Annotated in this window: 10 protein-coding genes; 5 read left to right on the forward strand and 5 right to left on the reverse strand. The window is 61.4% G+C overall.

Annotated features, from left to right (window positions below; all coding sequences use genetic code 11):
- Nucleotides 1-32: 32 nt before the first annotated feature.
- A complete protein-coding gene (locus QF047_RS11200; protein ID WP_307276866.1) occupies nt 33-2,069 on the reverse strand; it encodes a hypothetical protein in 2,037 nt (678 codons plus the stop codon).
- A 246-nt stretch (nt 2,070-2,315) separates the two neighbouring features.
- Here QF047_RS11200 and QF047_RS11205 point away from each other — a divergent pair, with 246 nt between their 5' ends.
- The 4 genes from QF047_RS11205 (at nt 2,316) to QF047_RS22350 (ending at nt 5,879) form a co-directional block, all read left to right on the forward strand.
- A complete protein-coding gene (locus QF047_RS11205) occupies nt 2,316-2,933 on the forward strand; it encodes a TetR/AcrR family transcriptional regulator (RefSeq protein WP_307276869.1) in 618 nt (205 codons plus the stop codon).
- 214 nt (nt 2,934-3,147) lie between these two features.
- Nucleotides 3,148-4,662, forward strand: a complete 1,515-nt coding sequence (locus tag QF047_RS11210; protein ID WP_307276872.1) for an MFS transporter — start codon at nt 3,148-3,150, stop codon at nt 4,660-4,662.
- A gap of 771 nt (nt 4,663-5,433) precedes the next feature.
- Entirely contained in the window at nt 5,434-5,751 is a 318-nt protein-coding gene (locus QF047_RS22345; protein ID WP_373427807.1) for a hypothetical protein, read from the forward strand.
- Nucleotides 5,700-5,879 (forward strand): RCC1 domain-containing protein, encoded by a 180-nt coding sequence (locus QF047_RS22350; protein ID WP_373427763.1) that lies wholly within the window; start codon nt 5,700-5,702, stop codon nt 5,877-5,879. Before QF047_RS22345 ends, QF047_RS22350 begins: the two co-directional genes overlap by 52 nt.
- Nucleotides 5,880-6,517: 638 nt before the next feature.
- Here QF047_RS22350 and QF047_RS11215 read toward each other — a convergent pair.
- On the reverse strand, nt 6,518-7,846 hold the full coding sequence (locus tag QF047_RS11215; protein ID WP_307276875.1) for an exonuclease domain-containing protein: 1,329 nt from the start codon (nt 7,844-7,846) through the stop codon (nt 6,518-6,520).
- Nucleotides 7,847-8,379: 533 nt separating this feature from the next.
- Between QF047_RS11215 and QF047_RS11220 the strand changes: the two genes are divergently transcribed.
- On the forward strand, nt 8,380-9,414 hold the full coding sequence (locus QF047_RS11220) for a DUF4192 domain-containing protein (protein WP_307276878.1): 1,035 nt from the start codon (nt 8,380-8,382) through the stop codon (nt 9,412-9,414).
- A 576-nt stretch (nt 9,415-9,990) separates the two neighbouring features.
- Here QF047_RS11220 and QF047_RS11225 read toward each other — a convergent pair.
- The 3 genes from QF047_RS11225 to QF047_RS11235 form a co-directional block, all read right to left on the reverse strand.
- Entirely contained in the window at nt 9,991-11,028 is a 1,038-nt protein-coding gene (locus QF047_RS11225) for a zinc-binding dehydrogenase (protein ID WP_307276881.1), read from the reverse strand.
- The gene (locus QF047_RS11230) at nt 11,025-12,374 is read right to left on the reverse strand and encodes an MFS transporter (RefSeq protein ID WP_307276884.1); all 1,350 of its coding nucleotides are present in this window, start codon (nt 12,372-12,374) and stop codon (nt 11,025-11,027) included. Before QF047_RS11230 ends, QF047_RS11225 begins: the two co-directional genes overlap by 4 nt.
- Nucleotides 12,375-12,655: 281 nt before the next feature.
- A complete protein-coding gene (locus tag QF047_RS11235; RefSeq protein ID WP_307276888.1) occupies nt 12,656-14,089 on the reverse strand; it encodes an FAD-binding protein in 1,434 nt (477 codons plus the stop codon).
- Nucleotides 14,090-14,113 lie beyond the last annotated feature (24 nt).

Raw genomic sequence — 14,113 nt, forward strand, 5'->3', positions numbered from 1 at the left:
GGTGCCTGGCTGAAATCGGTCCTTCAACCTGCCTATGCATGCACCACCACACGCGCGCGGGCTATGTTCATAGCCCGTGCATGCGGGGACGTTGCGTCGCCCCCGGTCTGCGCAGCGACCCGTACGGCCAGGAAATAAGTGCCGGGCGCATTGAAGGCACGGGTCGTTTCCACGGCCACATGCTTGGCAGGCTGGAGCTGGAAGGGCTCGCCGGTCGTCTCGACTCCTTCAGCGTCAGTATTGATGGCGAGCAGCTCAACGACGACGCCAGAAACCGCTTCTGCCTCGATCCGAACGGCCACGGACTGACCGACGTGGACATCGGCACGGCTGGAGCCGTCAACGGAGATCGAAACTACGGGTTGAACACCACCGCGGTCACCGGCATCGGGGGGAAGGCACACCTGGCCTTCCGCAATCCCATAGGCGCTTGTAGTGGCCGGCTCGATGCCCTTTTCAACCCAATCGGCCAACTGCCGCAGGGCTGTCTCAAGTGCACCGAGGTAGGAAACGCTGCGCGCCGCGAATTCCTGGGGGCCAACGTCGCCGTGGAGGGCGTTGTCAACGTACCAAAGCCTGAACTGCCCGTCCGCAGCCCCGCCCAGCTGCTCCTGCACTAGGCCGCGGTACCAGTCCGCCTGCCACGGGAAGGCTTCCCGATCGAGCAAACAGGCAACGACGATCATCTTGCCCTCGATACGGCCTGTCATCGGAACAGCCGTTGCACCCTGGGTCATCAACGGTCCCAGCAACATTGGGCGCTGTGGCAGTTGCGGCTCACCCTTGCTGTCACGGAACTGATCCCAGACCGTAAACTCCGGTCCGGGTACCTGGTGGCGGTGATAGGTCTGGACTGCCAGGAAGTTGGAGTTGTCCAGCACCACTTCATCGCCGACGGCGAGATCTGCAGGCACTGCACCCTGCCACCCTTCCACCCGTACGATGTCGTCCTCAACCGCCGACAGCCGGATCACCGTGCCCGCAGCCTTGCCGCCGACAATTCGCAGTTCCGCTCCGAGGAACCATCCCACCGGAGTATCAGCAAGCCGGAGCGCAGTAACAACGCGGGCTGGTTTCGCTTGGGCAGATGCCTTAAACGACTCGTCGACTCCCCCGGACTCCGCCCCGTCATCCGGAGTTTCGTCGATCAGTTCCACGACGGTGGTGTGCAGCCGGACCCTGTCCTGGTGGATCGAGGCCTGGGGATCGGAGCCCAGATATCCTTCGGACGTCCAGAATTCGCTGGTGTAGGTGGGGTCGGCAGCGATAACACCCGGGAAAAGCGCGCTGAATCCGTGCAGGTCCATGGTCCGCCATCCGAACCAGGAACGGAGCGGGAACCCCATGCGGGAGACCTCATCCAGGGCCTCCCGTTCCTGGTCGGTGAGCTTCAGTGCCGAGGGGTCTCCGCCGGCGTCGTAGGCGTCGACGATGTCCGGGAGACGGTCCCTGAGGATCCGGAGGGCATGCATGCGCACACAGAAGACATTGGGAATTGCCATGGAGCTGCCGATCACGTACGGTGCATACCCATCCCAGGCTCCGCCGGAGTTCTCGGATGATGAAATGGTTCTGTAGCCGCCCCCGCTGCCCCCATAGAGGTAGCCGTAGACCCGGCGCGGCCCAAAGAGTTCGCCGGCCACAACCCGGGCGAAACGCGCCACTGCAGCATTGGCCCGGTAGGCAGCGACCGTGGGATCCACCCCGGCAAACGGATCGGCGGCTTTAGCGCCCCCACCGTTGGTCTCAACAAAGAAGGCGCCACTGGCGTTGGCGAAGGCGATCTTGTTGGTGTCCAAGGGCTCTGTTGGGCCCAAGTTCTCGCTTTGCGGGAAAGGCGTCACGTGCTGAAAGAAGCGGCCCTGGTACGCATGGGGTTCCGGGAAGTAGAAGGAGAACTTACTGTCGGTTCCCTCGAAGCCACCGTGGACGTACCTGTGCCGCACGGGTGCGTCGCGCCATTCGTCGACATCCAGATACGGCGAAATGAACAGGTTGTCCTCAGACTCGAAGTCCCACGTTGTTCCCAGTGGCAATGCCTGGTCGGTCTGCGGCTGATCGGTTGTCACGCTGTGGCTCGCTCTCTTGGACGTTCGGAATACAAGTCTGGGGGCAACCCGTTGGGTCGTTATGGCAGCTCTGTTGACGAGTGGCAAACCGCATCCAGGCCTTTCGGGACCGAGGTTCGCCGGGTTCACACCTACGGCTCCTGGCCCGCAAAACCAACGGGACCATGACACAACCCACCATCTTTTCCAATCCAGCATGCCATGCGCTTTTAGCTGCGGCAACCGGATCGCACCTATACTTTCCGAATGCCACCAAGAGGCCCTTATGAAAAAGGCAAAGCCAGACGAGCCGAAATTCTCAGCGCTGCGGTGGAAGTTATCGCCCAGCATGGATACTCCAAGGCAACCGTGAAGGAACTCGCGGAAGCGGTAGGTATCAGCCAAAACGGCCTGCTCCACTATTTCGGCTCAAAGGACGCCCTGTTCGCCGAAATTCTGCGGCATCAGGACCAGGTGGCCACAGCGCAAGTCACCCCTGAAACCCGCGATTTCACAGACGAGCTGGTGGACTTAATCCTCAGCGTCGTCACTGCTGAGACACAGTCCCCGGGGATGGCGCAGTTGACCCTGCGCATGACGGGGGAGGCTACAGAACAAAGCCACCTTGCCCATGAATTCTTCAAGGACCGGTACGAAGCCATCCGGCGGGTCGTCGAGACTGCCGTGACGCAGAAGAAAGAAAAAGGGCAGATCGGCACGGACGTCGACGCGTCCGCAATCGCCGCCCTGGTCTTCGCAAGCTGGGACGGGCTCCGCATCCAATGGATGTACGACAATTCCATCGACGTCCGGGCGCACATGGAGTACCTGCTGCGGGGCCTCGGCCTGACTGCGGGGCCAGAGGACTCGCCACTGATTCCCTGACCTGGGCCGGCAGTGTCATGGGTTCCGCAGAGCAGCCTGCAGCCGCCCCGCCTGCCACAAACCCCCAAAAATGAATCCACTAAAACCTTGACGAACGAATCCCGAACGCCATACCATTTTCGCCAGAGGGATTGATTAAGCAGTCCTAAACTCCCTCCCCCCCTACTCAAGCAAGCCCTAAGAGCCGCAGCATGGCCCTGGGAAAGGACCGACAATGGCGTCCAGCAATATCGCTCCCACTTGCACCAAGCCCTCTCCGGCTGACCGGGCGGCGGCAAAGGCGGAGTCCCGCAGGGACCGCGTGCCCCTTAAGCAGATCATCCCGTGGTCTGCCCACTCGTTTTCCATGAACGCCCTGATAGTTCTCATTGGTTACTTCACGATTTACGCGACGGACACCCTTATGCTCAACCCCGCCGTTGTGGGCGGATTGCTGGTTGGCGCGAAAGTTGTCGACGCAGCCGGGGCGCTGTTCGCCGGATACATTGTGGAACGCGCTCCGGAATCCAGGATGGGAAAGGCACGCCCCTTTGAACTGGTGGTCATCCTGTGCTGGGCAACCACCGCACTCATGTTCGCTGTTCCGGGAGGCCTGGGTGAGGTCGCCAAATACGTTTGGCTCTTCACGTCATACAGCCTGCTCACTGCACTGTTCATGCCCCTGTATAACGCCAACAATCCGCTGTTCACGGCGCGCGTCTTTCCTCGTCGTGAGCACTACACGGACGTCGCCGCCAAGGGGGGTCTGGTCACGGTGCTGGTCGCCATCGTAATTACCGTTGGAATGCCGTTGGCGATCCAGACCGCGGGCAAGGATCCGTCAGCATGGTCCTTCGTTGTCCTTTGCATCGCGGTACCGTCCGCCATCGTAGGTCTCATTCGTTTCTGGCTGTTCCGTGAGTCGCCGGACGCGGCGGTGGTCTCCGGCACTACCGTGCGGATACGTGACATCATGCTTGTCCTGCGGACAAACCGGTACATGTGGATGCTCTCGGCGCTTTCCCTCCTCGTCGGTTTCTATTCGGGCGTAGCGGCCATGACGTACTACTTCCGCTACGTTGTGGGAAACCTCGGGTTGCAAGGCGCGGTGGCCGTTGCTTTTGTGGTGCTCATCCCCGTTATGGTTTTCTTCCCCAAACTCATCCGCAGGTTCTCGGTTTCGCATATGATCGCCGTGTCCAGCTTCATCGGCGTCGTAGGGTATTTTATCCTGATGTTCGCAGGAGCGAGCCTTCCTCTGATCATGCTCTCCGCAGTACTAACTGCACTGGCAGCCCTGCCGTTCAATTTCCTTGCCCCCATCCTTGTCATCGACAACGCGACCTACAATGAATGGAAGGGACACCGCAGGCTCGAAAGCGTTGGCGGCGCCTTCTTCTCTTTCGCAGGCACGGTGGGGCAGGCGCTGGCAGCCGGGGTTACCGGTGTCGTCCTCGCCCTGACTGGATACGTTGGAGCTGCTGAGCAGCAGACGCCTGCCGCCATCCAGGGCATCATCGCCACAAGCAGCTGGATCCCTGCCATTTTCGCCTTCGCTGTAGGCGTGCTCGCACTCTTTTACCACCGTCTTGAGCACAAGATGAAGGGAATCAGCGCTGAAGTGCTGGCTCGACGGAAAGTCGACATGGAGACGGAAATTATTCCAGGCGCCCCACTGTCCGGCACGGAAGCGATTGAGATTGTCCGTGCGGAAAGCAAGGCTCGGTCCGGCTGGGTTGACGGCAAATAGCCACCGGCGGATCCGGGAACCTAGGGACCCAAGCAAGTTTCCTGCAATAGCAGCGGGTCCTGAAACGGAGTGCGGACGTTGTCCGCACTCCGTTTTTTTACGCAGCGGGACGCTGGCGATAAGATTTCGCGGCCAAGGACATGGAACCCGGTGTATACGGGAGTCACAGTCCCACGGAAGCGGGTCGCACGCGGTCCCGTCATAGAAGCCGCCGACCTGTAGAGGCGCCGGTCAGCATCATCTCGGTGACACCCACTGCTCAGCGGAGTGGATGGAACAGATGACAGCCTGGGCACGTGGTAGGCCGGATTCTTCATAATCGGCTTGCGGCCGCAAACAGTGCAGCGGGAATCTCCCTGACTGCGGAGGGGCTTCCATAGTTGCCAGGTCCTCCCATCGTGCTGTCAGGTCAGGATCGGTCCCTCCCACACCCCCGGCCCAGTCGGCAAACTCCGCTCGCTTCACCAGCGGCGAGAGCGTGCAGTTCTTTTCGGGTCCGGAAACCCGGAAGGTGACGGTCCAGCACGAACGAAGCTCCGAGGTCGGCCAGAGTCAAATGGTAAGTGTGTAAGTTCCTACTGCCGGGTTGGGGTGAGTAGTTGACGGAACGGAACCTTCCGTCGCTGTCGGTTGGCCGCGCAGCTGTCCGCAATTCCTGTCCAAGTATCCGGTCTCAGCAATGTCAAGCAAATCGCCACAGCAGGCGGTCCCACCTACGCACTCAAGACTGACGGGACCATTTGGGTTTGGGGAGTCAGCTTCGGCTCCCTCATGGGCAATGGCCTGCAGCACGCAGCGGCCCCATGGCAGGTCAACGGGGTCACCGGCGTGGACTCTCTATACGTCACCGCATCCCAGACGTTTGCTGTCAAAAACGATGGGACCCTCTGGGCTTGGGGCTCCAATACGACTGGCAGCCTGGGAATCGGCTCGACAGCAGGTGCTCCGTCACCACAACAGGTCTTTGGGCTAGATAGCGTGGCATCGGTAGCACCAAATGGCAGCTCGACATACGCACTCAAAACCGACGGGACCGTATGGGCCTGGGGGGAAATAGGGACGGTCAGCTTGGAAACGGTACGAGCATAGACTCGAGCGTCCCCACAAGGGTCGCTGGGCTCGAAGGGGTCAAGATACTCAAGCCGACGGCTGTACCTAACGCCCACATCGTTCCTGGTGCCGCAGACAAGGATGCCATTATTCATAAGGATGTTTAGATTTTGTACAGCCCAACCTGACGGCAGGCGGTGGTGTGAAGGGTGTCCGGCTGGGCTCGGTTCCTTTCTTTTCTGACACCGCCGGTACGAATTCATATCCCTAAACCTGACAGTGACACGACCCCTACGGCCACTCCAAGAAGCAGTCGGAGGTGTGGACATTGTCCACACCTCCCTTGGCCGGACAAATAGACGACCACGACGACCCCGCGCAGCCAAAAGCGGCCTTCCCAGACCGTTCCGCACCAGAGAGGCTTCGTCATGTCGTTCCCGCACCGCAAAGCCATGAACAGGTGTTGGCCACCCCAGACCAACCCGACAGAACCGGAACGAGGAACCACCGACACCCGTACACAGCAGGCGGGGGGCCCACCAGCCAGGGCACTGGCCCGCCGCCCACACATCTGAATAGGCCACGGCCGCGAACCACCGTCAGAGCCAACGGGCCAAAGCTTTGTACACACGTTTAAAGCAAAAACCCCCTCTGACGAGGGGGTTTGCGTGCCCAAGGTGGGACTCGAAATGCATTCTGCGCCTTGAAAACACTGGGAACCCCCGGAAACATGCGGAATCCGGAACAGTCCGAAGGCTGTTCTGCCCGGTACGACGAGAAAAGTGTGGACATTGTCCACACCCTTCTAGTTCAGTTCAGGGCATTTCGAGCGGTAGTGGCCAGGTGTCCGGCAGTGACCGCATTTCCGGGCCTTTTGCGTTGTTGATGAGGAACTAAGTTCCGCCATTTCCGGCTCTATGGAGTTCGTGACGGTCGCTTGCAGATCGTCGAAGTAACCTGGGGCTGCCAGGGCGTCCGCGGCACGCTTGAGCTCGCTGAGCTCCCCCGCGGTCAGTATGTTGTCTGCGAACGCGGCTTCGCGAATTAGTTCCAGGAACCGTTCATTGAGGCCGCGAACTTGATTTGCGCCCATGCCACCTCTACCGGCGAGTTTGGCCAGTCCTTTGGCCTCGTCACCGATGATTTTGCCGTCTTCCAAGGCGGCGGCAAGTGCTTCTAGATACTCTCCCGCTGCCGCGTCGCTGACGTCGCTTGTACTGATTGGAAGGCGGGACATGAGGGAGTGCATCCAGCCATCCGTGCCCTTCCGCAATGAGCTGGCCCGTGTCATCGGACTTACTGAGCCCAGGCGGTAAGGATCGAAGAGACCGCGTGCTGGGTCGTGTCCGAATTCGATACCTGGCCGGTATCTGTCGAGCATCAGAGGCAGCAATGCTGCTGTCGCTCTCACATCGCCGAGGGCCGCGTGGGCATCCATCAGGGGTATTCCTGCGTGCTGAGCGAGCGTGCCGAGCTTGTGGTTTGGCGTGTCATAGGTTTGCCGCCCGAGCCATAGAGAGCAGAGGGCTGGCAGGTGCGGTGTTTTGATGCCGGCGCGAGCCAACTCGGCAGCGATGAATCGTTCTTCGAATGCTGCGTTGTGCGCGACAACGACCGTGCCGCCCAGACGCGCCAGGACGTCCGCTACGACGTCGGAAAATAGCGGGGCGTTCCGCACGGCATCGTTGCTGATTCCGTGGATAAAGACGGCACCCGTGTCGCGTCCTTCCGGATTCAGGAGTGTCGCATATTCGTCCTCGATGCGGCCGTTCTTATCTACGCGGGCAATAGCCAATTCGATAACACGATCACCTTTGCCTGGTGAAAATCCGGTTGTTTCGACATCGATCACGGCGAAGGGACCGTCGTGAACGTAGCCCTTTCCCGATGAGGGCCCGCCGTAGCTGAACAGCTCACCAACGCGCCCAGGCTCGGCACAGCGCATGGACACGCCCTCCACCGGGCTAGGCTCTGGAACTGCGCGGGGGCGCGTATAAGTCAGCGGTTTATGCGCTTCCGCTTTCGGAGCCTTGGTCTGCAGGGAGGACAATATCTGCAGTGCTCGCCGTTTCTTTCTGCGTGCCAACCACCAGAAAAAGACAGCAATAAACAACAAACCAAAGAGGGCTTCCATAAGATTCCTTTATCGCAGCAGAAGCCCGATATTATCACCGCGATGTCCATCGGAATGTACGAACAATCTGTTCGCAGTCTCACAAGATCTCAGCTTTCGCTCTCTTACTGAATCCAGTCTCATGAGATGGCGAGACATAAAGGTCTACAAGGTAGTTCTCGGCGGCTTCTAATTGATCCAAGTGGCTACGAATTGCAGCTTGGCCATCGCCCCACCGTCATGCTGCTGGATCTTCCTACTCCGATGAATGAGTGGAAGCTGAATCACTGCTTGTCATTCTGATATGTCCCATGATCGCTGGGCGTGTCCTCCGCGCAACCAGGGCGCTACCGCGCCGACCCCGGAACCGAAAACTTCTTCATTAGAACGGTGAAACATTGCCTCCAGATGAAGTTTTCGGTCCCGGCGCCGGTCCCCCAAGTTGCACTCCGGCCCCTCAGCCCAGCGGGTGGTCCCCTACCAGAACGACGCCCACAACTAACAACCGCAAAAAGATACGGCACCTCGAAGGGTGAAGGGAACCAAAAAGGGTCATGGAAAAGCTCACGATCACAACACCATCAGATGTCCTCAGCTTCATCGGACACACCCTGGGCTTCTGGCCCCAGGAAAGCCTGGTCTGCATCACCATGAACGAGAACAGCATCGGTGCGACCCTGCGCATCGACCTCCCCCGCCACCCCGGCCAAGAACTCCCCTACGCACGCACCGTCGCCCACTACCTCACCAGCGACACCACCGCCACATCCATCCTCTTCGCCGTCTACACCAGCGAAACAGCCAGCCCCGGCCAGCCCAAACCCCACGCCGGCACCATCGCCGCACTCACCGGCGTCCTCGCCGAACAGGGCATCACCATCCGGGACGGACTCTTCGTCGGAGACGAAACCTTCTCCCCCTACGACGGCGAACCCGGCACCAGCCTCGCCCTGCCCGTCAGCTCCACCCAGACCAGCGCGATCAACGCCGAGTTTATCTACCGCGGCAGCGTCGTCGAAGCCACCGACCGCGTCACGCTCCCAACAACAGGCCAGGAAGCAGCCAAAGCGGCCGCCGTCGAACACCACATAGAAAAGATCGCTTCCGAGACGACCGACCGCGCGCTTCAACAAGGCCGGCAACTCTGGTCGAACATGCTCGACTCCAGGGCCTTCCCGTCTGATGACGACTGCCATGCCCTGGTCGCGAACCTGCAGTTCCCGGCGATCCGCGACCGTCTCATCGCAGACATCCCAGGCGTCGACGAACCCATGCAGCACGTCCTCTTCGCCCAAACCGAGCAGGCACCGAAATGGTCACGCATCGAATGGGCACAACAACTGCTCCTGCACGCCTACACCCGCACCAGCCCGGGACACGCAGCACCAGTCCTTACAGCCATCGGTTACATCAACTGGTGGGAAGGCAGAGGCAGCAAAGCACACCAATTCCTCCAACTCGCCCTCGACACCGATCCCGCTTACCGCCTCGCCCGCCTCAGCGACCAAATGATCGGCTCAGGACTCGTCGCCGGCTGGAACATGAACAAAGACACCGCCTACAAAACACTGCCCTTCGATCTGCCGTAAGGCGCTCGAGGCACTAGCTGCCAAAAGAAGGGTTGATCCTCAGATCAACCGGGAACCAGCCCTCGAGATCATCGAGATCGTCGAGGCTAGGGTCCTGGCACCCACCATTGCCCCGGGGCAAGTCCCCAGGGAGTGGCTCGAAGTGCGAGCCGCCGCGTCGGCCGGTACTGCGCGGTGACCGACTCGGGCAGTGTCGCCGCCCTGTACACCCACTTCATCGGGTGACCCTAAGCCTAGGTCTGGCTGACTTTGACGCCGCAGCACTAAGGGACGCCCTTCCGGCGCCTGACCCAGGCTGTCGCAGCCTGGCTCTACGAGATGACAGACTTCGATGGCGTTACGTTCGCCTCCCGTCACGGAGACGATCTCCAGCTCTGGGCCATCATCGAGCGCCCGGCGATCCACCTATTACGCCGAACATCTCTGATGTATGCAGCGAAGGGTTCGCTGTTGCGTAAGCCAAGAATGTCCTCTCGTAAATAGATGACGAACTTCTCAACTGAGTCGTGACGCGCGAGATGCCCCGCCGAGTCGATGGTCATCGTTCCGCGGACCAGCCGCGTCAGTCACGACGGACTACATAAGGAAGACGGCCTTGCCCGACGACTGCCGATCGAACTGCTCATACGCGGATGCTGCGTCGCCAAGTGACCACCGCTCGGTAAAAAGGGCGTCAAGGTCGAGGTTGCGGCTTACAATGAAACGCGCACATGCGGCCTGCTCCTGGTGGGAGAACGTCCAGCATCCATGAAGGGTGACCTGGCGACGGAGGAGGTCGGGGCCGACCTCCAGCGACACGTCTCCGCCTTCGCCTACGTACGCCGCACGGCCCCAGCTGCGCACGCCTTGTACTGACTGGCGGCGCGCGATCGCAGATCCGCTCGCCTCGATGGTTGCATCCACTCCGAGTCCGTCAGTTACGCTGCGGAGCTGCTCGACGACGTCGCCACTGGTGGACGCATTGATGGTGAGCGCCGCACCGAAGACTCGTGCTCGTTCGAGTCGTTCATCACTGAGATCGACGGCGATGACCCGGGCTCCCATCGCCGCCGCCAGCAATGTCGCCGATAGCCCGACCGGTCCTTGCCCGAACACGGCGACAGTTTGATCTCCGGAGAGGTCGAGCCGCTTCAGGGCTCCCCACGCCGTACTCGTCCCGCAGGAGAGCGCCGCTCCCGCTTCGAAGGACAGTTCATCGGGAAGTTGGACGATGCTCGTGCAGTGGGCGCGCATGTAGGCGGCGTGGGCGCCGTTCGCGGTGAGGCCGTACGCTGATGCTCCAGGCAGACACATCTGCGTCCATCCCGAGCGACACGGGTCGCAGATTCCGCACCCCTCGTAGTGATGGATCATTACTCGCTGGCCCACACGGGCCTCGGTCGAGCTGACGGCGCTGCCCACTTCGACGATGACGCCGGTCGGTTCGTGGCCCATGACGATCGGCCCGGGCTGGCGCGAAGCGATGGCTCCCATGCCATCGTGGTAGAACTTCAGGTCGGTTCCGCACATCCCGGATGCTCGGATCTCCACAATCACGTCCCGGGGACCGGGTGTCGGGTCGTCGACGGTCGCGATTTCGACTGTGTAATCCCCGGGGAAGACGACGCCCTTCATCGGCGGGCATCCGAGGCCGGCGCTTCCTGAAGCACCGCCGTGTCCGACGAGGTGTTGTCGACTGGCTTCGATGTCCCGATGTTCTTGGTGGGTATGAGAAAGACGAGGATGGCTGCAGACAGCGGAACCAGGGCCCACACGAGAAACAGGAAGGTGGGGTGCCATCCGGCTGCTGCGACGACGCCACCTAGGCCAGCCCCGCCGATCGCGGCCGTCCGCCCGACGGTGTACACGGCGCTGAGGATGGTTCCGCGCAGTTCCGCCGGGTAGGCGTTAGCTACTAAACCGTTGAACAGGAACGGGGTGTTGAAAGCGCCGAAGACGAAGATGAGTGCGATCACGAGGGCGAATGGTGCCCCGATCGCCAACCCGATGACGGCAAGTGCGATCGAACTCGCACCGAAATATCCGCTGACGACGAGCCGGGCGTTTCCGCGGTCCTGCAGCCGCCCGCCGAACAGGGGCCCGATGGTTGCGCCGAGTGACAGTGCTGCCACGAGCAGAAGGGCGTTGCTCAGCTCGACCCCGCCCATGACGAGGTACTGCGGCAACCAGGTCGGGAAGGCCGTTGACATGATGAAGACGAACGCGGCAGCGAGAAGGCACAGGATTGTGCGTGCCCGGAGGTCGGGGGCGAAGAGGGTCCGGATCGGCGCACGTACCGCCTTCTCTGTAATCGCTGGAAGGGGCACGCCGAATCGGTCTGCGATGTCGGTGGCCCGCTGCGTACGCCCCTTGGACTGCAGGTAGGCCATCGACTCGGGAATGAGCACGAGCGCGAGCGGAATCACGAGCACGCCGATCGCTCCCGGTACGACCCACAGCCAGCGGAAGTCGACATGTGCGAGCAGCAGGGAGCCCGAGAGCGCCGCCAGCAGGCCGCCCACTGCCGAACCCGCAAGCATGACCGCGTTGTTGATGAAACGGCGGTTCGGTAGCGAGAACTCCGAGACGATGGCGACGAGGACCAGCAGCACACCTCCGATACCCATGCCTGCGAGGAACCGGAACACGATGAAGACCGTCAGGCTGGGGGCAATGACCACCGCCAGGGTGAAGGTTGAAAACAGCGTCAATGTGGCGATGAGCACTTTGCGCTTTCCCAAGCGGTCCGAGAGGGTGCCGCTCAGGATCGCGCCGACGAGCATGCCGAACAGCTGTGCACTTGCGACCGTGCCCGCCGACAAAGCAGTGATGCCCCATGTCTCTCGTGCGAGCAGCACCGGCAACGTCACCCCCATGATGGACAGATCGAACCCGTCAAGCAGTGCGATGAAGGTGGTGATGGCCAGAAACGCGATGCGTGTGCGGCGTGCGCGTCTGGCCTGATCGATGGCGGTACTCATGTGTGTCCTCCTTGACATGCCCCCGAGGTGAAGGCTGATGAGTGATGCGGATAAATCGTTGTCGCGCGTCGAACGAATCGATGCTCGTCGGTCGTGGCTCGAAAAGCATGGTGGGCGGTCGGCAGGAAGAGGCCTCGAGCGCCTAACGCGCGCGCGAGCATCGGGGGGCGCGCGATGCACTGTGCGTCCCCCGATGTTCCTGCGGGTCTCTCTGTGAGATGGCCTAAGCGACCCCTCGGCGATCGCGAGATCGGCGGCGGCTCTGTTATGCGTCCGCCAGGTCAGCTGGTGACGGCTGCTGCCGCCAGCTCCGCGGCACTCACGAGTCCAGCCTTCCGGCCGAATGTCATCGAGCGCAGTCCGGAGGTTCCGGCCGGATATTGGTTGTAGAACACGCCGGCGATCTCCCCCGCCGCATGCAGTCCTTCGATCGGCCGGCCCTCGGCATCCAGAACGTGGGTTTCGCCGTCGACGCGCAACCCGCCGTACGTGAAGCAGATCTGCCCGGAGATCGGCCAGGCGATGAATGGCGCCTCAGCGATGGGCGACGCGTAATTCGAGCGGGAAGGGGTGATCCCGGTGGTGTGCTTGCCGTCGAGCGGGCCGTTCGGCTGGTAGTCGCCCTCGTCGTCGATCGCCCCGTTGTACTCCTCGACTGTCGCACGAAGACGATGAGGATCGATGCCGAGCTTCTCGGCGAGCTCCTCGATCGTATCGGCCGAGATCGGCTCCTGCTCGGTCAGGTTCATGTAGTCGAATCCGGCAATGGTTCGGCGCTGGGCGGCGTCGTTGATGCCGTAGGCGATGTTGTTCTGCTCGCGGAAGATTGCGTTCGCGACGGTGTCGAAGTCGATCTCCACGATGTCACCAGCTTCGTCAATGAACCGCTTGCCGGCTTGGTTGACGAGGATGCCGTAGCGGTAGGTTGTGACCAGAGGCTCGACTCCATCTGAGCGGGAATCACACGGTTCTATGTGCGCGCCGTCGAACTGTCCTGCTGTGTCCGCTCCCACTTCGGTGGCCATCCGGATGCCGTCGCCGCGATTGCCGCGGGTTCCAGGTGAAACGGTCTTGAGCTTGTAGGCGTCGGGGATGTAACGCGTGAGCCACTCTGGATTGCCCTCGAAGCCGCCGCTGGCCAAGATCACCGCAGATGTCTCCATAGTGACGATCGTGCCATCTTCGGCCTGCACCTCGAGACCGGCGACTCGGCCCGACTCTGAACGGATGAGTCGACGCGCCGAGGTGTTGTAGAACACCGCACCGCCATGGTCGACGATCTTCTGGGGAAACGAATTTACGATCGTCGCTCCACCCCCATCGATTCGCCAGGCGCCATCCTCGGTACCAACTTCAAAATGCGTGAGCGTAACCCCGTGCTGTTCGAGCCATTCCAGGGTTTCAGGCACGAGCTCGTAAAACGCATCGATGTAGCTCGTGTTGGCCAGATGGCCGGCGTTCTGGCGAATCCGTTCGCCTAGGAAGGGGCGAAGCTTTCGATCACGCGTCAGGCTGAGCCACGCCGTGGTCCAGCGGGTGGAACCCCCGCGATCCTCGTAGCTTGCCCGCTCGAGCACGGCCACCCGGGGCGTGCGCCCCGCCTCGATTGCAGCCTCGACGTGTGCGAGACCGGCTGTGAGCCCGGAGAATCCGTGACCCACGATGACCACGTCCCAGGGGCCCCGAAGGATGGACGTGATGGCAGTTTCCGGCATTGCAAACTCCTCTTTAGATTGGTG

Origin of the sequence: Arthrobacter sp. W4I7 (assembly GCF_030816215.1) — a bacterium.
Taxonomy (GTDB): Bacteria; Actinomycetota; Actinomycetes; order Actinomycetales; family Micrococcaceae; genus Arthrobacter; species Arthrobacter siccitolerans_A.

Bases quoted from the DNA above. Each gene is read 5' to 3' on its own strand.
- QF047_RS11205 (WP_307276869.1), top strand. From the start codon at position 2,316: ATGCCACCAAGAGGCCCTTATGAAAAAGGCAAAGCCAGACGAGCCGAA.
- QF047_RS11210 (WP_307276872.1), top strand. From the start codon at position 3,148: ATGGCGTCCAGCAATATCGCTCCCACTTGCACCAAGCCCTCTCCGGCT.
- QF047_RS22345 (WP_373427807.1), top strand. From the start codon at position 5,434: ATGGGCAATGGCCTGCAGCACGCAGCGGCCCCATGGCAGGTCAACGGG.
- QF047_RS22350 (WP_373427763.1), top strand. From the start codon at position 5,700: ATGGGCCTGGGGGGAAATAGGGACGGTCAGCTTGGAAACGGTACGAGC.
- QF047_RS11215 (WP_307276875.1), bottom strand. From the start codon at position 7,846: ATGGAAGCCCTCTTTGGTTTGTTGTTTATTGCTGTCTTTTTCTGGTGG.
- QF047_RS11220 (WP_307276878.1), top strand. From the start codon at position 8,380: ATGGAAAAGCTCACGATCACAACACCATCAGATGTCCTCAGCTTCATC.
- QF047_RS11225 (WP_307276881.1), bottom strand. From the start codon at position 11,028: ATGAAGGGCGTCGTCTTCCCCGGGGATTACACAGTCGAAATCGCGACC.
- QF047_RS11230 (WP_307276884.1), bottom strand. From the start codon at position 12,374: ATGAGTACCGCCATCGATCAGGCCAGACGCGCACGCCGCACACGCATC.
- QF047_RS11235 (WP_307276888.1), bottom strand. From the start codon at position 14,089: ATGCCGGAAACTGCCATCACGTCCATCCTTCGGGGCCCCTGGGACGTG.